This is a genomic window from Streptomyces sp. NBC_00154 (genome assembly GCF_026342835.1).
Taxonomy (GTDB): Bacteria; Actinomycetota; Actinomycetes; order Streptomycetales; family Streptomycetaceae; genus Streptomyces.
On the sequence record NZ_JAPEMI010000001.1, the window covers coordinates 3182480 to 3208990 of the forward strand.

Below are 26511 nucleotides of genomic sequence, written 5' to 3' on the forward strand. Positions count from 1 at the left end.
GTGTGAGCTGGGGCTTCGGGGCGGGCAGGAGGTTTATCGGGTGTTCCTCATGCTTGCGGGGGAATCGGTGGACCTGGGTGGTTCGCCGGGGATTCGGTGGGCAGCTTTGGTCTCGCGACGTCGTGACCAAGAGCGAGGCGGTCGGCCAACTGCCTCGAAAACAGCCGCACTTTCGGTTCCTGGAGGAAATTGACATGGCAAGCATCCGTACCGCACGCGCCCTCGCCGCTGTTGCCGCACTGCCCCTCGCCGTCGCGCTATTCGGCGGCGTTGCCCAGGCCGACAACGGCTCGTTCGCGAACGACGGGTCGAACGCGGGTGTTGCGACGATCGGCGGCAGTGGAGTCGGCAGGAACAACTCCGGCAACTCGTCGACGTCGCAGCAGCAGGCCACCGGTTCCGGGGCATCGAACCAGAGCAACTCGGCTCAGGTGAACCGCTCGGCGTTCGCCGCGATCTACCAGTCCAATAGGAATGTCACGGTGAACTTCACGAAACTCTGGTGAGCCGGGGTCCACCATGGGCCGGTCGGGGGGCCGGCGCGGGGTGGGGTGAACAACGGCCTGCGTGAAGGCGCTTCTGCGTCTTCACGCAGGCCGTTCGCGTTTCCCGCGCAGGCACGTTCGGGCGTCGCCGACCTTGACAGCGGCCACGAATCTGACGGACAGTCAGAAACCCTGATCCGTACGCCCGCGTCCGGAAGGCCCGCCGCCGTGCACCTCGCCCCGACGGAGCGTCAGCAGCAGCTGCGCGCCGAGCTCCGCACCTATTTCCGCGATGTGATCACCGGGCCTGACGCGGCCTCCGGGACGGATGCGACGTCCGGGATGCGGGCAGGACATGCCGATGATCCGGTCGAACAACGCCGGCTGCTGCGTCGGATCGGCGCCGACGGGATGCTCGGACTGGGCTGGCCCGTGGAGTACGGAGGTCAGGGCCGCGGTCCCGACGAGCAGTTCGTCTTCTTCGACGAGGCGTACCGGGCGGGTGCGCCCGTGTCCATGGTCACGCTCAACACTGTCGGCCCGACCCTGATGAAGTACGGGACCGAGGCGCAGAAGGCGTACTTCCTGCCGCGGATCCTCAACGGCGACCTCGTCTTCGCGATCGGCTACAGCGAGCCGGAGGCCGGCACGGACCTGGCGGCCTTGCGCACCAGGGCGGTGCGGGACAGCGACGCCTGGGTGATCGACGGACAGAAGATCTTCACCAGCAATGCGCAGAACGCGGACTGGATCTGGCTCGCCTGCCGCACGGATCCGGATGCGGCCAAGCACAAGGGCATCTCGATCATCCTGGTCCCGACGAACGCCCCCGGGTTCGCCTGGACCCCCATCGAGACCGTAGGTGGTCTGACCACGACGGCCACCTATTACGACGGGATACGGGTACCCGCCACGAATCTGGTCGGCGAGGAGAACGGCGGCTGGGGGCTGATCACCAACCAGCTGAACCATGAGCGGGTGGCGCTCGCCGCGATCGGGATGCAGGCGGAGGAGTTCTACGAGGCGGTGCTCGCCCACGCCCGTACCCCCGATCCGGTGAGTGGGCGGCGCCCGGTTGACGAGCCGTGGGTGCGGTCCCGGCTCGCTGAGGCCTATGCCCGGCTGGCGGCAACGCGCCTGCTCAACTGGCGTTTGGTGGGGGATGTGGGGGCGGGCTCGCTGGCCCCCGGCGAGGCGAGCGGCGTGAAATTCATGGGAACCGAATCGGCCGTCGAGGTGTATCGAATGTGCCAGGAAATCACGGGCGAGGCCGGAATGGTCCGCGGTGGTTCGCTCGGCTCCTTCGGGGACGGGGAGCTGGAGCGGATGAACAGGGCGGCGCAGATCAACACCTTCGGGGGCGGGGTGAGCGAGGTGCAGCGGGAGATCGTTGCGACGATGCGGCTCGGCATGAAGAGGGGGAAGCGGTGACGGACGCGCGATACGAGCAGGGCGGGCAGGGCGGCCGGAGCCCGCAGGGCGACCGCGGCGGGCAGGGAGGGGCGGACGAGTTGTACGAACGGCTCAAGGCGTACGAGGGGCGGGCGGCCGCCACCGCCGGCGTCGGCAAGGACCTGGTCAACGAGCCGATGATCAGGCACTGGTGCGAGGCCGTGGGAGACACGAACCCGGCATATGCGGGGCCCGGGGCGATTGCTCCGCCCACCATGCTGCAGGCGTGGACGATGAGCGGCCTGTCGGGGCACTCGGACCGTTCCGGGGCGTACGACGAGCTGTTCGCCCTCCTCGACGGCGCCGGGTACACATCGGTGGTCGCGACCGACTGCGAGCAGGAGCATCTGCGGCCGCTGCGTCCCGGGGACCGCATCACCTTCGACGCGGTGATCGAGTCGGTGTCGGAGCGGAAGACGACCAGGCTGGGGACGGGCTACTTCGTCACGACGCGGATGGATGTCCGAGCAGCCGGGGAGCCGGCCGGGACGCACCGCTTCCGGATCCTCAAGTACACGCCCGCAGCGTTGAGGCGAGGGGCGAGGCCGGGAGGGCCGGCGGGGGTGAAGGAAGGCGGCCGGAGTCTGCGGCCGAGGCCGGTGATCAATCGGGACAACGCCGGGTTCTGGCAGGGCGTCGCCGAACACAAATTACTCATCCAGCGGTGCGGGGAGTGCGAGACCCTGCGCTTCCCCTGGCTGCCCGGGTGCAATGAGTGCGGTTGTCAGGACTGGGACACGGTCGAGGCGAGTGGCGAGGGCGCCGTCTTCAGTTATGTAGTGATGCATCACCCGCCCTTCCCCGCCTTCGGCGCCTCCGACGATGCCGGGCCGTACGCGGTGGCGCTGATAGAGCTGGCGGAGGGCGTACGGATGGTCAGCAATGTGGTCGGTGTGCCGTACGACAAGGTGCGGACCGGGATGCCGGTCAGGCTCGAATTCCTGCGCACGGACCCAGAGTTGGAGTTGCCGGTCTTCCGGGGGAGCGAGGGTTGACATGGACTTCACGCCCACGGAGGAGCAGGCCGCGGCGCAGGGTCTCGCCGCGCAGATCTTCGGAGATCTGGCCACGCACGAGCGGCTGGCCGCCGCCGGGACGGGGACGGACAGCGAGCTGTGGAAGGAGCTGTGCGCGGCCGGGCTGACCGCCGCCGTCGAGGAGATCGGGCTGCTGGGCCTGGTGCTGCTGCTGGAGGAGCAGGGGAGAACGACTGCGCAGGTGCCCTTCGCCGTGACATGTGCGTACGGGCTGCTCGCCATTGCCGAGCACGGTACGGACGAACAGCGGGAGCGACTGCTTCCGCCGCTGCGGGACGGCACTGCTGTCGCCACCGGCGCGTTCCCGGCACGTGATGGTCTACGGGCCGACGGGGAAGGGCGGTTGAGCGGCAGCGTGCCCTATGTGCCGTGGCTGAGGGACGCCACTCTGGTGCTCGTGGCGGACGCGGACCGGGTGCTGTGGATCGTACGGACCGCCGACCCGGGTGTGGCGGTGTCGCCCGTGGAGACGACGGCTCCATGGTCGGCGGCCCGGCTCGCACTGGACCGGGCGCCCGGCGAGCGGCTCGGTGGACCAGCAGGTCGGACGGGGACGGGCACGAGCACGGGGACTGACAGCGCAACCGGGACGGCGGCGTATGGAGCTGTGCTGGCCGCGAGCCGTACGGCGTTTGCGGGGTTGCAGGAGGGGGTGTGCGCCGGGTCGCTGGCCCGGGCGGTCGCCCACACCACCACCAGGGAGCAGTTCGGGCGCCCGCTCTCCACCAACCAGGGGGTGCTGCTGCGGGCCGCTGATGCCCATATGGACACCGAGGCGATACGGGTCACCGCGTACGAGGCGGCGTGGCGCCACGACAAGGGGCTGCCGTTCGCGGCCCAGGCACTGACCGCGGCCTGGTGGGCGTCGGAGGCGGGCAAGAGGGTCGTGCATGCCGGACAGCATCTGCACGGTGGGACGGGAGCCGACCTCGACCACCCCGTGCACCGGCACTTCCTCTGGGGCCGCCAGCTCGACGCCTATCTGGGATGCGGCAGCGAAGTGCTGGAGGAGTTGGGTCAGTTGCTGGTGGAGGAGGATTCGCAATGAAGGTCGGCGAGGAGCTGGCACCGCTGGAGGTCGCGGTGACCCGCACCCTGATCGTCGCGGGCGCCATCGCCTCCCGCGACTACCAGGACGTGCACCATGACGCCGAGCTCGCACAGCAGAAGGGCTCCCCGGACATTTTCATGAACATCCTGACGACCAACGGCCTGGTCGGGCGGTACGTCACCGACCACTTCGGGCCCTCGGCGGTGCTCCGCAAGGTCGCCATCAGGCTGGGCGCACCCAACTATCCGGGGGACACCATGGTGTTGAGCGGCACCGTCACGGCCCTCGGCGACGACGGGACGGCCGAGGTGACGGTTGTCGGAGCGAATGGTCTCGGCAGGCACGTCACCGGCAAGGTGACCGTCAGCGTCCCGGAGGGATCCGCATGAGCGTGCGCAGGGCAGATTCGCTCGGCGGACGGGCCGCGATCGTAGGGATCGGGGCGACCGAGTTCTCCAAGGACTCCGGGCGCAGCGAACTGAAGCTGGCCGTCGAGGCGGTGCGGGCTGCCCTCGACGACGCCGGGCTGACCCCCGCCGATGTCGACGGCCTGGTCACCTTCACGATGGACACCAGCCCCGAGATCACTGTCGCCCAGGCGGCCGGCATCGGGGAGCTGTCGTTCTTCTCCCGCATCCACTACGGGGGCGGGGCGGCCTGCGCCACCGTGCAGCAGGCGGCGCTCGCCGTGGCGAGCGGGGTGGCCGATGTCGTGGTCTGCTACCGCGCATTCAACGAGCGGTCGGGGCGCCGTTTCGGTTCCGGCGTGCAGCACCGGGAACCGACGGCCGAGGGGACTGCGCTCGGCTGGAATCTCCCCTTCGGACTCCTCACCCCGGCCTCCTGGGTCGCCATGGCCGCCCAGCGCTACCTGCACACGTACAACCTGACCCCGGAAGCCTTCGGCCATGTCGCGGTCACCGACCGACGCCACGCCGCGCGCAACCCGGCGGCGTACTTCTACGAGAAGCCGATCACGCTTGCCGATCACGCCGCATCGCGCTGGATCGTCGAACCGCTACGGCTGCTCGACTGCTGTCAGGAGACCGACGGCGGACAGGCGATCGTCGTCACCAGTGCCGAGCGGGCCCGCGACCTTCCCCGTCCGCCCGCAGTGATCGTCGCTGCCGCTCAGGGTGCCGGGCGGGCGCAGGAACAGATGACCAGCTTCTACCGTGACGGGCTGACCGGACTGCCGGAGACGGACGTCGTCGCCAGACAGCTCTGGCGTACTTCCGGACTCGCTCCCGCCGACATCGACGTGGGCATCCTCTACGACCACTTCACCCCGTTCGTTCTGATGCAGCTGGAGGAGTTCGGATTCTGCGGACCGGGTGAGGCCGCTGACTTCGTGGCGGACGACGCGCTGCCACTGAACACACACGGAGGCCAGTTGGGAGAGGCCTATCTGCACGGGATGAATGGCATTGCGGAGGCGGTCCGGCAGATCCGGGGCACGTCGGTGAATCAGATACCCGGAGCGGCGAGAACGCTGGTGACGGCAGGCACGGGGGTCCCCACCTCGGGACTGATACTGGGCACGGACGGCGCGTGACGGGGGAGCGACGGCGCCGGTGGGGCGGTGGGGCCGTCCGGGGGTGACCCTGAGTCCTGATGACGGCCCCTACTCCTTCAGGAGGTGGGGCCGACCCCACCCCTACAACCTGAGGCGGACGTGGCTTCGGGACCTGGGGCCGATCCCCCGGGGTAGTACCCACTCCTAGCGTGGACCTATGACCACGCCAGTCTGCACGGGCGCCTCCAGGGGAGCCGCTGCCGCCACCGGATACGCGCCGCACACCTCGTCGGCGTCGCACGCGCAGCACGCGCCACGCGCCTCATCGGCGTCATACCCGCAGCACGCATCGGCCACCACACAGGCCTCGCACACCGCGCTCACTCCGCACACCGCGCTCACTCCGCACGGGGCGTGTGCTCCGCACGTTCCGTACCCGTCGTTCTCGTCGTTCGTGCGGGCGCGGGGGCCCGTGCTGCTGCGTACCGCGCGCTCGCTCACCGCGAATCCGAGTGATGCCGAGGACCTGCTGCAGACCGCGCTCACCAAGACGTACGTGGCGTGGGAGCGGATCGAGGATCACCGGGCGCTCGACGGTTACGTTCGCCGGGCGCTGCTGAACACCCGGACCTCGCAGTGGCGCAAGCGCAAGGTCGACGAGTTCGCCTGCGACGAGCTGCCCGAGCAGGAGGCCTCTCCGGCGCCCGATCCCGCCGAGCAGCAGTCCTTGCACGATGCGATGTGGCGGGCCGTGCTGAAGCTTCCGGACCGGCAGCGGGCGATGGTCGTCCTGCGTTACTACGAGGACCTCAGTGAGGCGCAGACGGCCGAGGTGCTCGGGGTGTCCATCGGCACCGTCAAGAGCGCGGTCTCACGAGCCCTCGGCAAGCTCCGCGAGGACCCGGAGCTGACCCCTGTGCGCTGAGCCCGAAGCTCACCGGCGGGCCGACAGCACGGCGGGCCACGGGCCGGCAGACGGGCAGGCGCGGGCTCGCGAGGCGTTCCGGGTGGTGCGACGGTTGGGGGTATCAGCCTTCCTCCCAGGACACCGGGAAACCAGAAGCCGGGAAAGGTGGCGACGGTCATGGCTGAACATCCGCATGCCGCGCTGGTCCGCAAGGGCTACGAAGCTTTCAACCGCGGTGACATGGAGACGCTGGCCGAGATGCTGGCGGGCGACGCGACCCACCATGTCCCGGGCAACAGTGCACTCTCCGGTGACTACAAGGGCCGGGACGAGATGCTCGCGTACTACCGGCGGCTGGCCGAGGAATCGGACGGCACGATGACGGCCACGCTGCTGAATGTGCTGGTCGACGGCCGGGGGCACGCAGTGTCTGTGCATCGGGTCATGGCGAAGCGCAAGGGGCGGACGCTCGATGCCATGGGCGGGATCGTCTTCCGGATCATCGGCGACAAGGCCACCGACCTTGACGAGTGCATGGAAGACATTGAGGTCAGCGACGAGTTCTGGTCCTGATTCCCGGTTGCTCGCCCCGCAGGCCCCGTCGGCATGCCGGCCAGGGGAATCCGACGGAAACCGATTCGTACTCCCGGGAGTAGTGACATACCGCGCGGTATGTGCGCAGAATCAGCGGAACCTTACTGCCGCGTAGCGCCCACCGGGAGGACGCCGTGCTGAGCACCATGCAGGACGTACCGCTGACTGTCACCCGCATCCTGACGCATGGGATGACGATCCATGGGAAGTCTCAGGTCACGACCTGGACCGGCGAGCCCGAGCCGCAGCGGCGAAGCTTCGCCGAAGTGGGCCGCCGTGCCACACAGCTCGCCCACGCGCTGCGCGACGAGCTCGGCGTCGTCGGCGACCAGCGGGTGGCGACCCTCATGTGGAACAACGCGGAGCACATCGAGGCGTATCTCGCGATCCCCTCCATGGGCGCGGTGCTCCACACGCTCAACCTGCGGCTTCCCGCCGAGCAGTTGATCTGGGTCGTCAAGCACGCGGACGACAAGGTCGTCCTCGTCAACGGCTCGCTGCTGCCGCTTCTTGCACCGCTCCTCCCCCACCTGACGTCGATCGAGCATGTGGTGGTCGTGGGGCCAGGCGACCGTTCGGTGCTCGACGGCGCCGTGCCGCAGGTGCACGACTACGAGGAGCTGATCGCCGGCCGCCCGACCAGCTACGACTGGCCCGAGCTGGACGAACGCCAGGCCGCCGCCATGTGTTACACCTCCGGCACCACCGGCGACCCCAAGGGCGTCGTCTACTCCCACCGCTCCATCTACCTGCACTCCATGCAGGTCAACATGGCCGAGTCGATGGGGCTGTCGGACAAGGACACCACCCTGGTGGTCGTCCCCCAGTTCCACGTCAACGCCTGGGGTCTGCCGCACGCGACATTCATGACCGGCGTCAACATGCTCATGCCGGACCGCTTTCTGCAGCCCGCCCCGCTCGCCGACATGATCGAGCGTGAGAAGCCGACCCACGCCGCCGCCGTCCCCACCATCTGGCAGGGACTGCTCGCCGAGGTCACCGCCAACCCGCGCGATCTGACCTCGATGGCCCGCGTCACCATTGGCGGCGCCGCTTGTCCGCCCGCCCTGATGGAGGCGTACGACAAGCTGGGTGTCCGCCTCTGCCACGCCTGGGGCATGACGGAGACGTCACCGCTCGGCACCATGGCCAACCCGCCCGCCGGTCTGACGGAGGAGCAGGAGTGGCCGTACCGGATCACCCAGGGCCGTTTCCCGGCCGGTGTCGAGGCGCGGCTGGTCGGTCCCGGCGGCGACCACCTGCCCTGGGACGGCGAGTCGGCCGGTGAGCTGGAGGTGCGTGGTCCCTGGATCGCAGGTGCGTACTACGGGGGTGCGGACGGCGAGGCGCTGCGCCCCGAGGACAAGTTCAGCGACGACGGCTGGCTGAAGACCGGTGACGTCGGCGTCATCAGCGAGGACGGCTTCCTCACCCTCACCGACCGCGCCAAGGACGTCATCAAGTCCGGTGGGGAGTGGATTTCGAGCGTCGAGCTGGAAAATGCCCTGATGGCGCACCCGGATGTGGCCGAGGCCGCCGTCGTCGCCGTCCCGGACGAGAAGTGGGGCGAGCGTCCGCTCGCGACCGTGGTCCTCAAGGACGGCGCCACCGCCGACTACGTGACCTTGAAGGGGTTCCTCGCGGAGTACGGCATAGCGAAGTGGCAGCTGCCGGAGCGCTGGACGCTCATTCCGTCGGTGCCGAAGACCAGCGTCGGCAAGTTCGACAAGAAGGTGATCCGCAAGCAGTACGCGGACGGCGAGCTGGAGATCACCCAGTTCTGATCGACGGGTCCGACAGGTCCGCCACGGCCTGAGAGGGTCCGCGGGGCGCATGCGACGAGGGCGGTACGGGGTTTCCCGTACCGCCCTCGTCGCATGCGCCCGTCCGTCAGTTCGTGCCGATCTTCGCCAGCAGGTCGACGATGCGGGACTGCACCTCTTCGCTCGTCGAGCGTTCCGCCAGGAACAGCACGGTCTCGCCCGAGCTGAGCTTCGGCAGTTCCGCCCGGTTCATGTCGGCCGAGGTGTAGACGACCAGCGGGGTGCGGTTGAGCTGGCCGTTCGCGCGCAGCCAGTCGATGATCCCGGCCCGGCGGCGGCGTACCTGCATCAGGTCCATCACCACCAGGTTCGGCCGCATCCGGGTGGCCAGCGAGACCGCCTCGTCGTCGGTGGCGGCCCGCGCGACCTGCATGCCGCGGCGTTCCAGCGTCGTCGTCAGTGCCACCGCGATCTCCTCGTGCTCCTCGATCAGCAGCACGCGCGGCGGGTGCTGCTCGCTGTCGCGGGGAGCGAGCGCCTTGAGGAGTATGGCGGGGTCGGCACCGTACGCCGCTTCCCGCGACGCCTGCCCCAGACCGGCCGTCACCAGCACCGGAACCTCCGCGGCCACCGCCGCCTGGCGCAGCGACTGCAGGGCCGTACGGGTGATGGGGCCGGTCAGCGGGTCCACGAAGAGCGCGGCGGGGAATGCCGCGATCTGAGCGTCCACCTCTTCGCGGGAGTGCACGATCACCGGCCGGTAGCCGCGGTCGCTCAGTGCCTGCTGGGTGGAGACGTCGGGCGCGGGCCAGACGAGGAGCCGACGCGGGTTGTCCAGCGGCTCCGGGGGCAGCTCGTCGTCGACCGGCTGCGGCGACGGACGGTTGGCGACCTCTACCGCGCCTCCCGGGCCGTCCAGCGGCTCCGGACCTTCGGCGCCCTCGTCGGGTGCCCCGATGGCGTATGCGCGCCCCTCGGCCGCAGGGGCGGACAGCAGCTGCCCGGAGGTGCTGGTGGTGGGAGCTGCGGCGGGCTGCGCAGCAGCCGTCGGTGCGGCGCCGGGCTGTGTGGCGGCCGGCTGCGGCACGGCGGGCTGTGCCGTGCGCTCGGCCTCGGGCGGGGCGGCGAGCTTCCGGCGTCGCCCGGCGCCGCCGAGCGTCTGGTTCTGCTGATGGGCGAGGTGCTGGACGAACGGCACGCCCTGCCCGAGCGTCCGCACGCTGAACGCGCGCCCCTGCGTCGAGTCGGCCGACGGGGAGGCGGGCATGGGGGCCTCGGCCGGCAGCGGCTGGCGCCGCGCATCCGGCACGGGCTCGGGTGCGGGTGCGGGCACGGGTGCGGTGTCTCGCGGGCGGCTCTCCGTCACACCGGCGGGGTTGGTGTTGCCGGTGGTGTGGGTGGTGTGACCCCCTCCGGTCCGGTCCAGGTCGTCGCCGGGGGGTGTCAGGGAAGCCGGCCCCTGTCCCGAGGTGCCGTTCTCCGCCCAGCCCCCGGGCTGCGCGGGCAGTCCGGGCTGCATCGGCTGCTGCAGGGGCTCCGGCTGCTGCGGTGCGTCGGCCTGACGGGCCCGGCGGCGGCCGGTCGGCCCGGGGTGTGCCTGCGGCGGCGTGTGGACGTCGTCCTGCGGGGCCCGTACGGCGTCATGGCGTCCGGGCAGCGAGGCGTCCGCCTCACCGGCCGTGGGCGGGATCCGGTCGGCCTCGGCGGGCGGGAGCGCGAACGCGGTCCGCGGCCCTGTCGACTCGGCCGGAACGGACCGGTCCTGTGCGGTCCCGAGCGCCCGCCGGGCCCGCCGCCCGGTCGGCTGCGGCTGGGCCTGGCCCTGCTGCGGGTTGCCCTCGCTCTGCCCCTGGCCGGTGGCAGGAGCGACTGCCGGGAGGGCCAGCTGATTCTCGTTGCCCTGACGAGTGCGGTGTCCGCCCGCAGGCACCGGCATCTCGGCCGGAACACCCTGCGGCGGCACGGTCTGCCCGCGCTGCGGACGGCCGCCACCGCCCTGTGCGCCCTCGGCCGCCGTCACCACGGAGCCCTCGGACGGCGCCGCGGCTCCGGGCAGAGCCAACGCCTGCCCGGGCCCCTGCCCCGGCTGCGGAGACTGGGTGGACTGTGCGGGCAGCGGGGACTGCGCGGGCGCAGCGGTCGCCTCGGCTGGGCTGGGCCTCCCCCGCCTGCGGCCGGATCCCTCGCCGTGCTGCTGGGCGGGGACGAGCCCCTGAGGCGACTGCGGACCCTGCTGGACCTGCTGAGCCGACTCCTCCTGTGGCACCGTTTCGCGCCGCGCCCGCCGCCGTCCGGTCGGCTCCACCGCTGCTGTGTCCGCCCCCGGTCCGGCTTCCGCCGCACCCACCGGGCTCTCCAGGAAGGCATCCGTCGACGCCCTGCGGGCCCTGCGCCGCCCGCCTGGCGGTGTGCCCGGCTGCTCCTGCACGGCACCGGCCCCGGCGACACCACCGGCCGTCGCCTCCGCCGGTGCCTGCACGACGGGCGGCTCCGGCGGCATCACGGTGCCCGAACCCGCGCCCAGCGGCACCTCGAGTACATACGCGCTGCCGCTCATCCCCGGCATCTCGTGCGTCTGGAGCACACCGCCGTGCGCCCGCACGATTCCGCGCACGATCGGCTCGTGCACCGGGTCTCCCCCGGCGAACGGTCCGCGCACCTCGATCCGTACGACCTCACCGCGCTGCGCCGCCGCCACGACCACCGTCGAGTCGACGTAGCCGCCGCCCGGCACCACACGTGCCTTGCCGGTCGAGTCGACCCCGGCGACATCCGCGACCAGATGCGCGAGCGCGGTCACCAGCCGACCCGCGTCGACCTCGGCCTCGATCGGCGGCGCGTGCACCGCGAACTGGGCCCGGCCGGGGCCGATCAGCTCGACGGCGGCGTCGATCCCGGCCGTCACGACACCGTCGAGCAGCACAGTCGCCTTGACCAGCTGCTCCGCACCGCTGTCCAGCCGCTGGAAGCCCAGCACGTTGTCGACGAGCGTCGTCATGCGGGCATAGCCGGCAGCCAGGTGATGCAGGATCTGGTTGGCCTCGGGCCACAGCTGGCCCGCCGGGTCGGCGGCGAGCTTGAAGAGCTCGCCGCGCAGCTCCTCCAGCGGGCCGCGCAGCGACTCGCCGAGTACGGCGGTCAGCTGGTGGTGCCGGGCGGTCAGGTCCGTGATCCGCTCGGCCTGCTCCTCCAGCTCTGCCGTGTACCGCTCGGTCCGGTCGGCCAGCTCGGTGGCGTGCCGTTCGGTGAGCTCGGCGACTTCGGCGGTGTGCTGTTCGGTGAGCTCGGTGACCTCGGTGGTGTGGCTCGCGGTCAGCTCGGTGAGCTGCGTCGTGTGCTGCTTGGTGAGTTCCTCGTACGGCCTGCGGTCGGTGAACGTCATCACCGCGCCGACCAGCTGGTCCCCGTCGCGGACGGGCGCGGTCGTCAGGTCGACCGGCACCTGGGCGCCGCTCTTGGACCACAGCACCTGCCCACGCACCCGGTGCTTGCGCCCGGACTTGAGCGTGTCGGCGAGCGGCGACTCCTCGTACGGGAACGGCTCGCCCTCCGCACGCGAGTGCAGGATGAGCGGGTGCAGCTCCTGGCCGCCCAGGTCGCTGGCGCGGAATCCGAGGATCTGCGCGGCGGCGGGGTTGACCAGAACGACCCGGCCGTCCGTGTCCGTGCCGACGACACCCTCGGACGCGGCCCGCAGGATCATCTCGGTCTGCCGCTGCGAGCGGGCCAGCTCGGCCTCGGTGTCGACGGTGCCCGACAGATCCCGTACGACGAGCATCAGCAGCTCGTCACCCGTGTAGCTGCCGGCGTAGCCCGCCTGGAAGTCGTTGTACGCGGCCTGCCCGTCCTCCAGGCTGGCGCTGGTGACCTCGACCGGGTACTCGGTGCCGTCGGTCCGCCGCGCGGTCATCCGCGTCGGCTTCGTACGGCCCCGCTCGTCCGCGGCCTCGGGCCTGCGCATCGACCCCGGAATCAGCTTGGAGTCGAACTCCGGCAGCAGATCGAGCAGTCCACGACCGACGAGCGCGGTGCCCGGAGTCTCGAACATTTCGAGGGCGATGGTGTTGGCGTTGACGACCGTACCGTTGCAATTGACGAGCAACAGCCCGTCCGGAAGGGCATCGAGTATGGCTGCGAGGCGAGCAGCGCCTCGGGATGGCCTGCTGCTCACGACGACGCTTCCTCCCTGATTACCGCACCTTGCCGACAGCGGGCCCCATCTTGCCCCTCGGGCCGCAGGCTGTCACTGGAGGAGTCTAAAGGCAGGGAAGGGGCATCCGACGGCGGATGAGGGGGAGCTCTCACCAAGGTTCTGTGCATACGGTGTACGACTCCTGTCCTGTGCGAGTCCTGTGAAGCCCCCGGTACGGGTCCTGCGACGGGCCCGGCCGCCGTGGTCAGCGGACGTTGGGGAGCACCGGCCGCAGTGTGTTCCAGCGGGCGATCTCGCAGCCGTTGGTCCGGTCGAAGGACGCGTCGACGTGCTGCCCCCGCCAGCTCCCGGTGACCCGGGCGGTGGCCGAGCCGCCGAACTGCTGGGTGCACATGGCGTCCGCGGGCACCGGACGGAAGGGGTCCGCGCCGGCATTCCCGTCCGTGGGCTGTGCGAGCTCCGCCAGCCGGTCGCAGGCCTGCTGCGCCACCGGATGGGTGCCGCCCGCCGGGAGGCACCGCAGTTCGTACACGCCGTCGGCCTCCCGGTCGCCGGAGTCCGAGACCGTCACCCTCAGCTGGGTCCTCTCGGTGCCGTCGTCGCCCTGGAGCGCCGACGGCAGCGGCAGCGGAACGGGCAGCAGCGGCAGGGGGCCGGTTCCGGCGGTCGCGGCCGGTGCGGCAGCCGACAGTACGGCGAGCGATGCGACAGCGGTGAGGACGAGGCGGCGCAGCATGCGGAGCTCCTGTTGGACGCGGAAGAACGGCGGAGGCGGTACCCCCGTCTTCACTAACGCTCCGCACGCCGCGGCGTTGCGCAACGCAGGCGCTTTGCCCTCGTGGCCGACTGCCTAGTACCGTAGGCGGCGATTGGAGAGACAGCGCTCAGCTGTGTCATCATCTGCACGCACCACTTGCGCTCGCGCGAGGTGTGCTGGAGGCGTCGCCTAGTCCGGTCTATGGCGCCGCACTGCTAATGCGGTTTGGGTCTTAAAGCCCATCGAGGGTTCAAATCCCTCCGCCTCCGCTTGATCGCTGAAGCCCCGAGCCACTGGCCGGGGCTTCAGTCGTATCCGGACGCGGAACGTGCTCGCGGCAGCGCGGGGCGAGGTGACCGAATGAGGCGCCACAGGGCGTTTTCGCAGGTCAGAGGTGGTGTGGCTAATGGATTTCGCGTGACGGCGCAGGTCATGTAATGTTGTTCCCGCAACGCCGACCAGGCAGAAAAGCCCGGAACGCCAAGCACTCGTAGCTTAACGGATAGAGCATCTGACTACGGATCAGAAGGTTGCAGGTTCGAATCCTGCCGAGTGCACAGTAGGCAAGAGGCCCCCAGGAGAAATCCTGGGGGCCTCTTGCGTTGTCTGTGTCCGCGCTGCCGGGCCCGTGTCCGCGCGTCGGCTGATCTTCCTTCCGTTCGCGGCCTGTTCATCGGGATCTCCGCCCCGGCGCGGAGCCTCGTTACGATCGCACGCATGAGCTGGCACTGCACCGGGTTGCGATGGCCCCAGGAGGGGCCGGCCCTGGGATGGCAGAAGGACGGGGTGAAGGATCGGGCGAAGGGTGAGGCCGGTTCGACGCGGGTGAGTGTCCTTGCGTACGGGAAGGAGCTCGGCTTCCGCGCCGGCGGTGAGCGGCACTGTGTGGGCGCTCGGGGGAACGTATGTCCGCTGGGGGCCGTGGTGTCCGGGCGGAGTACGGGGGCGCGGTGCCCGGAGTGCGCGCGGCTGGACCGGGCGCACTCGGTGGCCGCCGACACCATTGCCGACGACCCGCGGACGTACCGCGTCTATCTCGCCTGGTTCGGGCCCTCGATGGTGAAGGTCGGGATCACCGCCGAGGCACGGGGTGCGGCGCGGCTGCGGGAGCAGGGGGCCGTGGTCTACAGCTGGCTGGGGCGCGGGCCGCTGATGGCGGCGCGGCGTACCGAGGAGCTGCTGCGGTCGGCGCTGGGGGTGCCGGACCGGATCCCGTACGCGCGCAAGCGTACGGTGCGGGCCGGGTTGCCCGGGGCGGCGGAGCGGGTCGCGGAGGTCGAGGGGCTGTACGGGCGGGCGGCCGCGCTTGAGCGGGAGGGGGCCGGGTGGCCGCAGTCGCTGGAGCGGCTGCCGTTCGAGCCCGTCGATCACACGGGGTTGTTCGGGCTCGACAGGCCGGTCGAAGTGGCTCGGGCGGTGACCGAGTTGAGGGACGGCGGGGTGGTCGCGGGGCGGCTGGTCGCGGCCGCCGGGCCCGATCTGCATCTGGCGGCCACGGACGGGGTGGTCGTGCTGGACACCCGGCTGATGACCGGATGGGAGCTGGTGGGAGCCGATGCGCGGTCGGGGGTGACGGTGCCGGTGATCGATATCGGGGGCGGCGGCGTGCAGGACGGGCTCTTCTGAGATCGTCGTTGATCGGGTCGGAGCGGGTCGGACGAGGAGTGTGCGGTGAGTGACGGCAGCGATGACGTGGTGCGGTTCTGGGAACGGCTCGGGCTGCCGGGGCTGATCGATGTCCATACGCATTTCATGCCGGAGCAGGTGCTCCGCAAGGTGTGGGCGTACTTCGACTCCGTCGGTCCGCTGACCGGGATGGAGTGGCCGATCGCCTACCGGCACGACGAGGACGAACGGCTCGCGCTGCTCCGGTCCTTCGGCGTGCGGCGGTTCACCTCGATGCTCTATCCGCACAAGGCGGGGATGGCGGCCTGGCTGAACGGCTGGGCGGCCGACTTCGCGCGGCGGGTGCCCGACTGTCTGCACACCGCGACCCTCTTCCCCGAGGAGGGCGTGGAGCGTTACGTCCGTGAGGCGGTCGAGTCGGGGGCACGCATCTTCAAGTCGCACCTTCAGGTCGGGGCGTACGACGCGAACGATCCACTGCTCGAACCGGTCTGGGGGCTGCTGGCGGAGGCCGCGGTGCCGGTCGTGATGCACTGCGGGTCCGGTCCCGCGCCCGGCAAGTACACCGGTCCCGAACCGATCGGCCGGCTGCTCGAGCGGCATCCGCGGCTGCGGCTGATCGTGGCACACATGGGGATGCCCGAGTACGCGGAGTTCCTGGCGCTGGCGGAGGCGTACCCCGAGGTGCGGCTCGATACGACGATGGCGTTCACGGACTTCTCGGAGGACCTCACGCCGTTCCCGGTGGCGGAGCGGGGACGGCTCGCCGATCTCGGGGACCGGATCCTGCTGGGGACGGACTTCCCGAACATCCCGTACCCGTATGTGCACCAGCTGCATGCCCTGGAGCGGCTGGAGTTGGGGGACGACTGGTTGCGGGCGGTCTGCTACGGGAACGCGCACGCGATGTTCGACCGGCGCTGAGCCCGCGCTTCCCGGTTTCTCAGGGAATTCACAGGATCGGGAAAGGACCCTCTCAGAGGCGTCTCACAGGGTTGCGGCATGACGACGACCACGCCCCAGGGGCGTACCGAACTGCTCAGGCCGGACCGCAATCCCGTCCGCGTGCTGGTCGTGGACGACGAGGCGCCGCTCGCCGAGCTGCTCTCCATGGCCCTGCGTTACGAGGGCTGGGAGGTGCGCAGCGCCGGGGACGGTGCGAGTGCCGTCCGGATGGCGCGCGACTTCCGGCCCGACGCGGTGATCCTCGATGTGATGCTGCCCGACACCGACGGGCTCTCGGTGCTCGGCAAGCTTCGCCGGGACCTCTCCGAAGTCCCCGTGCTGTTCCTGACCGCGCGCGACTCGGTGGAGGACCGGATCGCCGGACTCACGGCGGGCGGCGACGACTATGTGACGAAGCCGTTCAGCCTGGAGGAGGTCGTGGCGCGGCTGCGCGGGCTGATCCGGCGGTCCGGGACGGCGACGGTACGGAGCGAGTCGACGCTCGTCGTCGGTGACCTGGTGCTCGACGAGGACAGCCACGAGGTGAGCCGGGGGACGACCTCCATCCATCTCACCGCGACCGAGTTCGAGCTGCTGCGCTTCCTGATGCGCAATCCGCGACGGGTGCTGAGCAAGGCGCAGATCCTGGACCGTGTGTGGAACTACGACTTCGGCGGGCAGGCGAACGTCGTCGAGCTGTACATCTCGTATCTGCGCAAGAAGATCGACGCCGGACGGACGCCGATGATCCACACCCGGCGCGGGGCCGGATATCTCATCAAGCCCGGTGAGTAGCCCGGTGAGCCGCCGGGCGCGGCGGCGGGGAAAGGGGCCGTGGACGCTGCGGACCCGGCTGGTGGTGTCCGCGGTGACGCTGATCGCCGTGGTGGCCGCGGTGATCGGTTCGGTCACCACCATCGCCTTCCACAAATATATGTACGACAAGCTCGACAAACAGTTGTACTCCATCGCCATGCGGGCCTCGAAGCCGCCGCCGGGCGGCGGCGCGGCCGGCGCGGGTGGTCAGCCGATGCCCGCCGACGGCCCGGACGACGATCCGCTGGCCTTCATAGACGCCCGCGGGCAGCCTTTCGGCACGCTCGGTGCGGTGTCGGTGGACGGTTCCATCACTGTGTCGAGCGTGGTCGAGGAGAGCTCTGCCGCCCTCGAACAGACCGCCGCGGCCTCCGAGAGGCCGCTGAAGGGTGCGGAGGAGAAAGCCCTGGAGGCGGCGGACATCGAGGTCGGGGACGGGGCACGGAGCGTCGACCTGCCCGGGCTCGGCGTGTACCGCGTGACGGCAGTCGAGGGAGCGGACGGGACGACGACCGTCCTCGTCGGCATCCCCGCCGCCGAGGTGCGCGGTGCCCTCACCACCCTGATCCTCGTCGAGGTCTGTGTCACCGGGGCCGGGCTGATCGCCGCCGGGATCGCCGGGGCCGCCATGGTCGGGGTCGCGCTGCGGCCGCTGCGCCGGGTCGCCGCGACCGCCACCCGGGTCTCCGAACTCCAGCTGCACAGCGGTGAGGTGGCACCTCTGGAGCGGGTGCCAGCCGCCGAGGCGGATCCGCGGACCGAGGTCGGACAGGTGGGCGCGGCGCTCAACCGGATGCTGGGGCATGTCGGTTCGGCACTGGCGGTGCGCCAGGAGAGCGAGATGCGGGTACGCCAGTTCGTCGCGGACGCCAGCCATGAGCTGCGGACGCCGCTGGCCTCCATCCGCGGCTACGCCGAACTGACCCGGCGCGGACGCGAGGAGACCGGTCCCGACACCCGGCATGCGCTGGGGCGGATCGAGTCCGAGGCGGAGCGGATGACGGGCATGGTGGAGGATCTGCTGCTCCTCGCCCGCCTCGATGCCGGGCGCCCGCTCTCGTACGAGAGCACTGATCTGTCACCGATCGTCGTCGACGCGGTGAGCGATGCCCGCGCAGCCGGGCAGCGGGGTCATCACTGGCGGCTGGAGCTGCCCGACGAACCCGCGACCGTGCACGCCGATCCGACCAGGATCCACCAGGTGCTGGTCAATCTGCTGGCCAATGCCCGTACGCACACCCCGCCCGGCACCACCGTGACCGCACGCGTACGGGCCGGGGCCGCTCATCCGTGGGTGACGCTGGAGGTACAGGACGACGGGCCGGGAATCCCGGCGCAGCTGCTGCCGCATGTCTTCGAGCGGTTCGCGCGCGGCGATGCGTCGCGCTCGCGCAGCGCGGGTTCCACCGGGCTCGGCCTGGCCATCGTGCAGGCTGTCGTCGCCGCGCACGGCGGCCGGGTGGAGGTGCGGTCGGTGCCGGGGTGCACGGTCTTCGCCGTCCATCTGCCTGCGGTTCTGCCCGCTGTTCCGCCGGTCCGTACCGACTCACAGCACAACCACAGGACCATCACACCGGTGTGACAGCGGGGTCGGCGACTGTCGATGACATGCGAACCGACTCTTCTTGGAGCACCTTGCCGGCCCGGGAGCATCTCCTGGCCGGAGCGGTCGACGCGGCAGATGCCCCCGTCCTCGATGTGGTGGTACCCGTCTACAACGAGGAGAAGGACCTCGAAACCTGTGTGCTGCGCCTGCACGACCATCTGGTGCGCACTTTCCCGTACGCCTTCCGGATCACCGTCGCCGACAACGCGAGCACCGACCGCACGCCCCAGGTGGCGGCCCGGCTGGCGGCGATCCTCCCGCGGTGCCGCTCGTACCGACTGGAGGAGAAGGGGCGCGGGCGGGCACTGCGTACCGTCTGGTCGCAGTCTGACGCCCCGGTCCTCGCCTATATGGACGTCGATCTCTCCACCGACCTCAACGCTCTGCTCCCGCTCGTCGCACCGTTGATCTCCGGGCATTCGGACCTGGCCATCGGATCGCGGCTGGCCCGCAGTTCTCGTGTCGTGCGGGGATCGAAGCGGGAGTTCATCTCGCGGGCCTACAACCTCATCCTCCGGTCGTCGCTGGCCGCGCGGTTCAGCGACGCGCAGTGCGGGTTCAAGGCCATTCGGCGGGACGTCGCGCAGCGCCTGCTGCCGATGGTCGAGGACACCGGCTGGTTCTTCGACACCGAGATGCTGGTCCTCGCAGAGCGCGCCGGGCTGCGCATCCATGAGGTTCCGGTGGACTGGGTCGACGACCCCGACTCCACGGTCCACATTGTGCGTACGGCGACCGAGGACCTGAAAGGTGTGTGGCGGGTGGGGCGGGCGCTGGCCGTCGGGGCACTGCCGCTGGACCGTCTCGCCCGGCCCTTCGGGGACGATCCGCGCGACCGCGGACTGAGCGGTGTGCCGGGCGGCCTGGCCCGGCAGCTGGTCGGTTTCTGCGTCGTGGGCGCGCTCTCCACGCTCTTCTATCTCGCCCTGTACTCGCTCTTCCGAATGGGCGCCGGGCCGCAGATCGCCAACGGCGGTGCGCTGCTGGTGTCGGCCGTCGCCAATACGGCAGCCAACCGGAGGCTCACCTTCGGCGTACGCGGCCGGAGCGGCGCGGTACGCCACCAGGCGCAGGGCCTCGTCGTCTTCGCCGTCGGCCTCGCGCTGACCAGTGGCTCGCTCGCGGCGCTGGGTGCGGCGTCCGGATCGCCCTCGCACGGCACGGAACTCGCCGTGCTGATCGCGGCCAACCTCGCGGCGACGGTGCTGCGGTTCCTGCTGTTGCGCGCCTGGGTCTTCCCGGACCGGGCCCCCGCGGCCGGTCGCGCCGACGACACTCACCACGAACTGGGGAACGTCCGATGACCACCCTGCACCCCACCGACCGATTTCCGGCACCGCCGACCACAGCTGCACCGGCTGCGGACGAGCCGTTCCTGCGACGCGTACGGAAGGGCAGGCCCGAGGACCCGCGCTGGGCACGGCCCGCCTTCCTCGCCCTGCTGCTGGCCATTGCGCTGGCGTACCTGTGGAATCTCAGCGCCTCCGGTTACGCCAACTCCTTCTACTCCGCCGCCGTGCAGGCCGGCAGTCAGAGCTGGAAGGCGTTCTTCTTCGGCTCGCTGGACGCGGCGAACGCCATCACCGTCGACAAGCCGCCGGCCACGCTCTGGCCGATGGCCCTGTCGGTGCGGATCCTCGGCCTCAGCTCGTGGGCGATCCTCGCTCCGCAGGTGCTGATGGGGGTGGCGACGGCCGGGGTGCTGTACGCGGCGGTTCGCCGCCGGTTCGGCGTGGCTGCCGGGCTGATCGCGATGGCGGTGTTCGCGCTCACGCCCGTCGCCGCGCTGATGTTCCGCTTCAACAACCCGGACGCGCTGCTCGCGCTGCTGATGACCGTGACCGTCTACTGCGTGCTGCGCACGCTGGAGAACGGCCGGACGAAGTGGCTGGTGTGGGCCGGGGTCGCGGTCGGTCTCGCGTTCCTGTCGAAGACCCTGCAGGCGTTCCTGATCCTGCCGCCGCTGGCCGTGCTGTACGCGGTGTGCGCGCCGACGACGGTACGGAAGCGGTTCGGCCAACTCGGTCTGGCGGCGCTCGCGATGGTGGTCGCGGGTGGCTGGTGGGTGGCGATCGTCGAACTCTGGCCCGCATCCTCCCGCCCGTACATCGGTGGTTCGCAGAACAACTCCTTCCTGGAACTGACCTTCGGCTACAACGGGCTCGGCCGGATCAGCGGCGACGAGACCGGAAGCGTCGGAGGTGGTGGTGGTGGTGGTCAGTCCGGTGGACAGTGGGGCGAGACCGGCATCGGCCGGATGTTCAACTCCGAGATCGGCAGCCAGATCTCCTGGCTGCTGCCCGCCGCGCTGATCCTGCTCCTCGCGGGCATCTGGATCACCTGGAAGGCGAAGCGGACGGACACCGCCCGTGCGGCCTTCCTCGCCTGGGGCGGCTCGCTGCTGATGACCGCGGTCGTCTTCAGCTTCATGGCCGGCATCTTCCACCAGTACTACACGGTCGCCCTGGCCCCCTACATCGCGGCGCTCGTCGGCATGGGCGTCACGGTCCTGTGGGAGGAGCGGGCCAAGTGGGCGGCGAGCGGAGTGCTCGGCACCACCGTCGCTGTCACGGCGCTGTGGTCGTACGTGCTGCTGGGGCGGACCCCGGACTACCTGCCGTGGCTGCGCTGGGCCGTCCTCATCGGCGGTCTTGCGGGCGCGGCGGGTCTGCTGCTTGCGGGCCGGGCCGGACGCCGGCTGGCGTTCGCTGCGGTGGGGATCGGATTCGTCGCATCACTGGCCGGCCCGACTGCGTACACCCTGAGCACGCTGAACACCGGGCACCAGGGCTCGATCGTCACGGCCGGCCCGGCGGGCGCCAGCGCGATGGGCGGTGGTGGCCGGGGTGGTCCCGGGGGTGGTGGCGGAATGCAGCCTCCGGGCCAGAACAGCCGGCAGAGACAGAACGGTCAGAACAACCAGGCCGATCAGCAGGGCGGCGCCATGGGCCGGCCGCCGACCGGTGGCCAGGGCGGCTTCCCGGGCGGCGGCCGGCAGGCTCAGGGCCAGGGCAATCAGCAGAACGGCATGCCGGGCGGCGGCCCTGGTGGCATGGCCGAGGGCGGCATGCCAGGAGGCGGCGGTATGGGCGGTCTGCTGAACGGCTCGTCGGTCGGCTCGCAGGCCAAGAAGCTCCTGGAGAAGAACGCCGACGCCTACACCTGGGCAGCCGCGGCCATCGGCTCGCAGAACGCCGCCAGTTACCAGCTCGCCACCGGCGACCCGGTGATGGCGATCGGCGGCTTCAACGGCAGTGACCCGTCCCCGACGCTCGCCCAGTTCAAGCAGTACGTCGAGGACGGAAGGATCCACTACTTCATTTCGAGCGGCACGGGCGGGATGGGCGGCGACAGCGGCACCTCGTCCAAGATCAACTCGTGGGTCGAGGACACCTTTGAGAAGGTCACCGCCGGCAGTTCGACCTTCTACGACCTGACCCGGTCCAAGAGCTGATCCGAACCGGCGTCAGCGCCGGAGCAGCAGCAGATCGGCGACAACCGGGCGGTGGTCCGAGGCAAGTGTCTCGGCCACCGCCGCGTCGCGTACCTGTACGCCGTCCTTGGACACGGCCACGAAGTCGATCCGCTTCACGGGGTTCAGCGCGGGGTAGGTCGGCGCGCCCGGTTCGGCATCGGCCAGCTCCTCCCAGAGCGGGGCCAGTTCCGGGGCGCCCGGCTCCGCGTTGAAGTCGCCGAGCAGTACCTTCCGCCCCTCGTCCTCCGCCATGACACGCCTGGTGTCGGCGACCTGCGCGATCCGTACGGACGGGTCGCCGCGGTAGTCGAGGTGCGTCACATACACATGCACGGGCATCCTCTTCACCCGTACGACCACCTCGCCGAAGCCGGGCGCGGGCGCCGGCACCGGGTTGGGGACCTGGGTGGAGAGCCGGGTGATCTCGTGGTTCCCGGCGCTCACGATCCGGTACCTGGACAGCACCGCGACGCCGAATTCACGCCGTGGCGCCCCCGGTGTCGTGGGATCGAGGCTGTATATCGGGGCGAACGACACCCGCATGTGCAGCCGCTCGGCCAGCTCGCCCGCGACATCCCGCCACTGGCTGCGGGTGTCCCAGTGGACGTCCACCTCCTGAAGCCCGATCACATCGGCGTCCAGTGCGCGCAGTTCGGCCGCCTGCCGGTCCAGATCGAAGACGTTGTCCATGCCGGCGCCCGCATGGATGTTGTACGTGGCGACGCGCAGCGGCACCGAACGGCCGTGCCCGGCAGCTCCGGCGGGCGGGACGGCGGCCACCCCCAACAGGCCCGCAGCGATCAGGACTTCCGCCGTGCGACGACGCAGTGACATGCCACTCCCGGTGCTAGGCGGCTCCCTCTCGGATCAGCGCCGAGCACCGTACCGCGCGAAAGTTGCTTGTACACCGTAGGCGGGCTGCTTTACGGTGTACAACGATTCTCCCGTACACCGTATAAGACCTCCAGGAGCCCGCATGACGGCGACCGCAGCCGCCCAGGACCGGCTCACGCCCCCAGGCCACCCGCAGCGCTGGATGATCCTCGGTGTCATCTGTCTCGCCCAGCTCACCGTGCTGCTCGACAACACGGTCCTCAACGTCGCGATCCCCTCCCTCACGCGGGAGCTGGACGCGTCCACCGCCGACGTGCAGTGGATGATCAACGCCTACTCGCTCGTCCAGTCGGGTCTGCTGCTCACCGCCGGCAGCTCCGCCGACCGGTACGGCCGCAAGAAGATGCTGCTCGCGGGCCTCGCCCTGTTCGGTATCGGTTCTCTGGTGGCGGGGCTCGCCCAGTCGTCCGCGCAACTGATCGCCGCCCGTGCGGGCATGGGCATCGGCGGTGCGCTGCTGATCACCACGACCCTGGCCGTCGTTGTCCAGATCTTCGACGACGCCGAGCGCGTGAAGGCGATCGGCATCTGGTCCACCGTCAACTCGCTCGGTTTCGCCGTCGGGCCGCTGATCGGCGGAATCATGCTCGACCACTTCTGGTGGGGCGCGATCTTCCTGGTCAACATCCCGGTCGCGGTCATCGGCCTGGTCGCCGTGGTCCGGCTCGTACCCGAGTCCAAGAACCCGCGCGGCGACCGTCCCGACCTGCTCGGGGCGCTGCTCTCCACCATCGGCATGGCCGCTGTCGTGTACGCGATCATCTCCGGCCCCGGACACGGCTGGACCTCGGGCCACGTCCTGCTCACGGCCTTCACCGGGGTCGCCGTCCTCACCGGCTTCGTGCTGTGGGAGCTGCACATCCCGTACCCGATGCTGGACATGCACTTCTTCCGGAACCAGAAGTTCATCGGGGCGGTCGCGGGCGCGATCCTGGTGGCGTTCGGGATGGGCGGCTCGCTGTTCCTGCTCACCCAGCAGCTCCAGTTCGTCCTCGGCTACGAGCCGCTGGAGGCGGGCCTGCGTACGGCTCCGCTGGCGCTGAGCGTCGTCGCGCTGAACCTCACGGGCCTGGGCGCCAGGCTGGTGCCCAGGCTGGGCACGCCCGCCACCATCGCCGCCGGGATGAGTCTGCTGGCCGCGGGTCTCGCCGCGGTCGCCCTGCTCGGCGGCAACGGCTACGGCGGCATGCTGCTGGGCCTGGTCGTGATGGGCGCGGGTATCGCCCTCGCCATGCCCGCCATGGCCAACGCGATCATGAGCGCCATTCCGCCGGAGAAGGCGGGCGTGGGCGCCGGGGTCAACGGCACGCTGGCCGAATGCGGCAATGGGCTCGGGGTCGCGGTGCTCGGCGCCGTCCTGAACTCCCGGTTCGCCGCCCTGGTGCCGGCGGCGGTCGGCGCCGCCTCGCTGCCCGCCGCCGTCGCCGCGGCGACCGGCGACGGGGGGCGGCAGCGGATCACCGACGCCTTCGCCTCGGGACTGGAGACGAGTCAGCTGGTCGGAGCGGTGGCGGTGCTGGCCGGCGGTCTGCTCGCCGCCGTACTCCTGCGGCGGGCGGAGCGGGCAGAATCGGCTCAGGCAGACTCGGCCGCGGTGGCGGCCTAGCATCAGGCGGGGCGTACCGGACCGTATGAATCCGGTTGTTGCGCACAGGGTACGGATCCGGTCCGTCCCGCCGGCAAGACGAGGAGAGTGCGCCATGGCGTCCGCGGCCGACCGTGTGAAAAACCGTGCCCGGACCAGCGTCTGGCTGGACCGGCGGGGACCCTCGCGCACCCGCAGGGCCGATCAGCCGGCCGGCCTCGACCGCGAGAAGATCACCGCGGCAACGGTCCGGCTGCTGGACGCCGAGGGACTCGCCAAATTCTCCATGCGCCGGCTCGCCGCCGAGCTGGACGTCACCGCGATGTCCCTCTACTGGTACGTCGAGACCAAGGACGACCTGCTGGAGCTGGCCCTGGACTCGGTCTACAGCGAGATCGCGCCTCCCCGGGAGGAGGCGCACTGGCACGACCGGCTGCGCGAACTGGCCACCACCTATCGGGAACTGCTGGTCCGGCACATCTGGGTGTCGCCGCTCGCGGGGCACTTCCTCAATATCGGCCCGAACTCGATGCTGTTCTCGTACGCCGTCCAGGATGTGATCCGGGCGACGGGGCTGCCGCTGCGCAGGCAGACGGGAGCACTCTCCGCGGTCTTCCAGTTCGTCTACGGATTCGGCACCATCGAGGGCCATTTCGTACAGCGTTCCGCGCAGGCGGGACTCAGCCAGGACGAGTTCTTCCAGCAGGCAATGGGCACGATCCGCTCCCAGCCGCAGTTCAGCCGGATGGTGGAGTCCTCGCAGGACCTGATGGACGCCCGCGGCGGCGACACGGTCGAGGAGATGCGCGAGCGGGACTTCACCTTCGCCCTGGACCTGCTGATCGCGGGCATCGAGGCGATGCGGGACCGCTGAGATCCTGCCCGTCCCGTAGGACTCTCAGTACCCCCGTCCCACATCCACGGCCGTGTCCGGCACCCGCCCCTCCGCCATCGCCTCCCAGCACGCGGCGAAGTCGACGACGATGTCCTCGTCCGCCGTGATGCCCGCGGAGTGCGAGGTGATCACCGTACGCGGCAGCTGCCAGCACGGGTCGCCGGGCGCGGCGGGCTCCTCGGGCAGTACGTCGAGCACCGCGCGTCCCACCGCACCGGTGTGCAGGGCGGTCTCCAGCGCTTGCATGTCCACTGTCGCGCCCCGGCCGACGTTGATGAATGTGGCTCCGCCCATGCCCGCGAAGCGGTCCGTCCCGAAGAAGCCGTCCGTCGCGGGGGTCAGCGGCAGCGTGGAGACCACCCACCGCGCCGAGGCGAGCGACTGCGCGTCGTCGTCCGCCCCGACGACCCGGTCGAAGCCGGCCGATGCCGTACGAGCCCCGCGCCCGACGCCCACGGTCCGGATGCCGCACGCCCGCAGCTGACCGGCGACGGCCGAGCCGATGCGACCGGTCCCGTAGATCACGGCGGTCTGCCCGGAGGCGAGTTCGGAGGGGATACGGCGCCACTCGGCCCGTGCGTGCTGGGCGGCGAACTCGGGGACGGACTGGCAGTCGGCGAGCACCCAGGCCAGTACGTACTGGGCGATCCGCTCACCCATACGGCCCACTGTCCGGGTGAGCAGCGCCCCGGACGGCCACGGTCCGGCGCTGAGCAGTGCGTCCGTACCGGCGTTCACGCTGTGGAACCACACCAACGGCCCGCCCCGCAGCGCATCCGGCAGCGTGGCCCCGACGCAGATGAAAGGTTCCTCCGGTGGGGTGCCGGAGAAACCCTGTTCCACCGGGCGGCCGGTGATCCGCTCCAGGCCGCGGACGACGGAGGCGCCGACGGTCGGTGCGGCCAGCAGCCGGGCCCGGGCGAGCAGGCCCGGCGCCGGAAGGTTCTCACTCAT

The 26511-nt window shown here is 70.6% G+C and carries 21 protein-coding genes and 2 tRNA genes; 19 read left to right on the plus strand and 4 right to left on the minus strand.

Going from position 1 to position 26511, the window contains the following annotated elements:
- The first annotated feature begins 194 nt into the window (after nucleotides 1–194).
- The 9 genes from OHA03_RS14270 (at nucleotide 195) to OHA03_RS14310 (ending at nucleotide 8826) form a co-directional block, all read left to right on the plus strand.
- Nucleotides 195–506 (plus strand): hypothetical protein, encoded by a 312-nt coding sequence (locus tag OHA03_RS14270; protein ID WP_267008048.1) that lies wholly within the window; start codon nucleotides 195–197, stop codon nucleotides 504–506.
- A gap of 207 nt (nucleotides 507–713) precedes the next feature.
- Entirely contained in the window at nucleotides 714–1916 is a 1203-nt protein-coding gene (locus OHA03_RS14275; protein ID WP_267004240.1) for an acyl-CoA dehydrogenase family protein, read from the plus strand.
- Between the two features lie 80 nt (nucleotides 1917–1996).
- Nucleotides 1997–2932 carry a bifunctional MaoC family dehydratase N-terminal/OB-fold nucleic acid binding domain-containing protein gene (locus tag OHA03_RS14280; protein ID WP_267008049.1) on the plus strand — a complete coding sequence of 312 codons (936 nt, stop codon included), beginning with the start codon at nucleotides 1997–1999 and terminating at the stop codon, nucleotides 2930–2932.
- A gap of 1 nt (nucleotide 2933) precedes the next feature.
- A complete protein-coding gene (locus OHA03_RS14285) occupies nucleotides 2934–4022 on the plus strand; it encodes an acyl-CoA dehydrogenase family protein (RefSeq protein ID WP_267004241.1) in 1089 nt (362 codons plus the stop codon).
- Nucleotides 4019–4414 carry a MaoC family dehydratase gene (locus OHA03_RS14290; RefSeq protein ID WP_267004242.1) on the plus strand — a complete coding sequence of 132 codons (396 nt, stop codon included), beginning with the start codon at nucleotides 4019–4021 and terminating at the stop codon, nucleotides 4412–4414. Before OHA03_RS14285 ends, OHA03_RS14290 begins: the two co-directional genes overlap by 4 nt.
- On the plus strand, nucleotides 4411–5580 hold the full coding sequence (locus OHA03_RS14295; protein WP_267004243.1) for a lipid-transfer protein: 1170 nt from the start codon (nucleotides 4411–4413) through the stop codon (nucleotides 5578–5580). Before OHA03_RS14290 ends, OHA03_RS14295 begins: the two co-directional genes overlap by 4 nt.
- A 178-nt stretch (nucleotides 5581–5758) precedes the next feature.
- Nucleotides 5759–6466, plus strand: coding sequence for a SigE family RNA polymerase sigma factor (locus OHA03_RS14300; RefSeq protein WP_267004244.1), 708 nt, complete (start codon nucleotides 5759–5761; stop codon nucleotides 6464–6466).
- Between the two features lie 159 nt (nucleotides 6467–6625).
- Nucleotides 6626–7021, plus strand: a complete 396-nt coding sequence (locus tag OHA03_RS14305; RefSeq protein ID WP_267004245.1) for a nuclear transport factor 2 family protein — start codon at nucleotides 6626–6628, stop codon at nucleotides 7019–7021.
- Between the two features lie 155 nt (nucleotides 7022–7176).
- Complete coding sequence (locus OHA03_RS14310) at nucleotides 7177–8826, plus strand: long-chain fatty acid--CoA ligase (RefSeq protein ID WP_267004246.1); 1650 nt, start codon at nucleotides 7177–7179, stop codon at nucleotides 8824–8826.
- 106 nt (nucleotides 8827–8932) lie between these two features.
- Here OHA03_RS14310 and OHA03_RS14315 read toward each other — a convergent pair whose 3' ends face one another.
- Both OHA03_RS14315 and OHA03_RS14320 read right to left on the minus strand, forming a co-directional pair.
- On the minus strand, nucleotides 8933–12976 hold the full coding sequence (locus OHA03_RS14315) for a PAS domain-containing protein (protein WP_267004247.1): 4044 nt from the start codon (nucleotides 12974–12976) through the stop codon (nucleotides 8933–8935).
- 226 nt (nucleotides 12977–13202) lie between these two features.
- Nucleotides 13203–13694 (minus strand): SSI family serine proteinase inhibitor, encoded by a 492-nt coding sequence (locus tag OHA03_RS14320; protein ID WP_267004248.1) that lies wholly within the window; start codon nucleotides 13692–13694, stop codon nucleotides 13203–13205.
- Between the two features lie 199 nt (nucleotides 13695–13893).
- Here OHA03_RS14320 and OHA03_RS14325 point away from each other — a divergent pair.
- The 8 genes from OHA03_RS14325 (at nucleotide 13894) to OHA03_RS14360 (ending at nucleotide 22162) form a co-directional block, all read left to right on the plus strand.
- Nucleotides 13894–13984: transfer RNA gene (locus OHA03_RS14325), tRNA-Ser, on the plus strand.
- A 215-nt stretch (nucleotides 13985–14199) separates the two neighbouring features.
- Nucleotides 14200–14272 (plus strand) — tRNA-Arg (locus tag OHA03_RS14330).
- Between the two features lie 160 nt (nucleotides 14273–14432).
- Entirely contained in the window at nucleotides 14433–15341 is a 909-nt protein-coding gene (locus tag OHA03_RS14335; RefSeq protein ID WP_267004249.1) for a DUF2797 domain-containing protein, read from the plus strand.
- Nucleotides 15342–15386: 45 nt separating this feature from the next.
- Complete coding sequence (locus OHA03_RS14340; RefSeq protein ID WP_267004250.1) at nucleotides 15387–16265, plus strand: amidohydrolase family protein; 879 nt, start codon at nucleotides 15387–15389, stop codon at nucleotides 16263–16265.
- Nucleotides 16266–16343: 78 nt separating this feature from the next.
- Complete coding sequence (locus tag OHA03_RS14345) at nucleotides 16344–17081, plus strand: response regulator transcription factor (protein WP_266983553.1); 738 nt, start codon at nucleotides 16344–16346, stop codon at nucleotides 17079–17081.
- Nucleotides 17074–18684 carry a HAMP domain-containing sensor histidine kinase gene (locus OHA03_RS14350; RefSeq protein WP_267004251.1) on the plus strand — a complete coding sequence of 537 codons (1611 nt, stop codon included), beginning with the start codon at nucleotides 17074–17076 and terminating at the stop codon, nucleotides 18682–18684. Before OHA03_RS14345 ends, OHA03_RS14350 begins: the two co-directional genes overlap by 8 nt.
- A 26-nt stretch (nucleotides 18685–18710) precedes the next feature.
- Complete coding sequence (locus OHA03_RS14355) at nucleotides 18711–20012, plus strand: bifunctional glycosyltransferase family 2/GtrA family protein (RefSeq protein ID WP_267004252.1); 1302 nt, start codon at nucleotides 18711–18713, stop codon at nucleotides 20010–20012.
- A complete protein-coding gene (locus OHA03_RS14360; RefSeq protein WP_267004253.1) occupies nucleotides 20009–22162 on the plus strand; it encodes a glycosyltransferase family 39 protein in 2154 nt (717 codons plus the stop codon). The genes OHA03_RS14355 and OHA03_RS14360 overlap by 4 nt, the downstream gene beginning before the upstream one ends.
- A 12-nt stretch (nucleotides 22163–22174) precedes the next feature.
- Here the strand turns inward: OHA03_RS14360 and OHA03_RS14365 are convergent, their stop codons facing one another.
- The gene (locus OHA03_RS14365; protein ID WP_267004254.1) at nucleotides 22175–23017 is read right to left on the minus strand and encodes an endonuclease/exonuclease/phosphatase family protein; all 843 of its coding nucleotides are present in this window, start codon (nucleotides 23015–23017) and stop codon (nucleotides 22175–22177) included.
- Nucleotides 23018–23159: 142 nt separating this feature from the next.
- Between OHA03_RS14365 and OHA03_RS14370 the strand changes: the two genes are divergently transcribed.
- Nucleotides 23160–24683, plus strand: coding sequence for an MFS transporter (locus tag OHA03_RS14370; protein ID WP_267004255.1), 1524 nt, complete (start codon nucleotides 23160–23162; stop codon nucleotides 24681–24683).
- A gap of 94 nt (nucleotides 24684–24777) precedes the next feature.
- Nucleotides 24778–25536 (plus strand): TetR/AcrR family transcriptional regulator, encoded by a 759-nt coding sequence (locus tag OHA03_RS14375; RefSeq protein WP_267004256.1) that lies wholly within the window; start codon nucleotides 24778–24780, stop codon nucleotides 25534–25536.
- A 24-nt stretch (nucleotides 25537–25560) separates the two neighbouring features.
- Here OHA03_RS14375 and OHA03_RS14380 read toward each other — a convergent pair whose 3' ends face one another.
- Nucleotides 25561–26511, minus strand: coding sequence for an NAD(P)-dependent oxidoreductase (locus OHA03_RS14380; protein ID WP_267004257.1), 951 nt, complete (start codon nucleotides 26509–26511; stop codon nucleotides 25561–25563).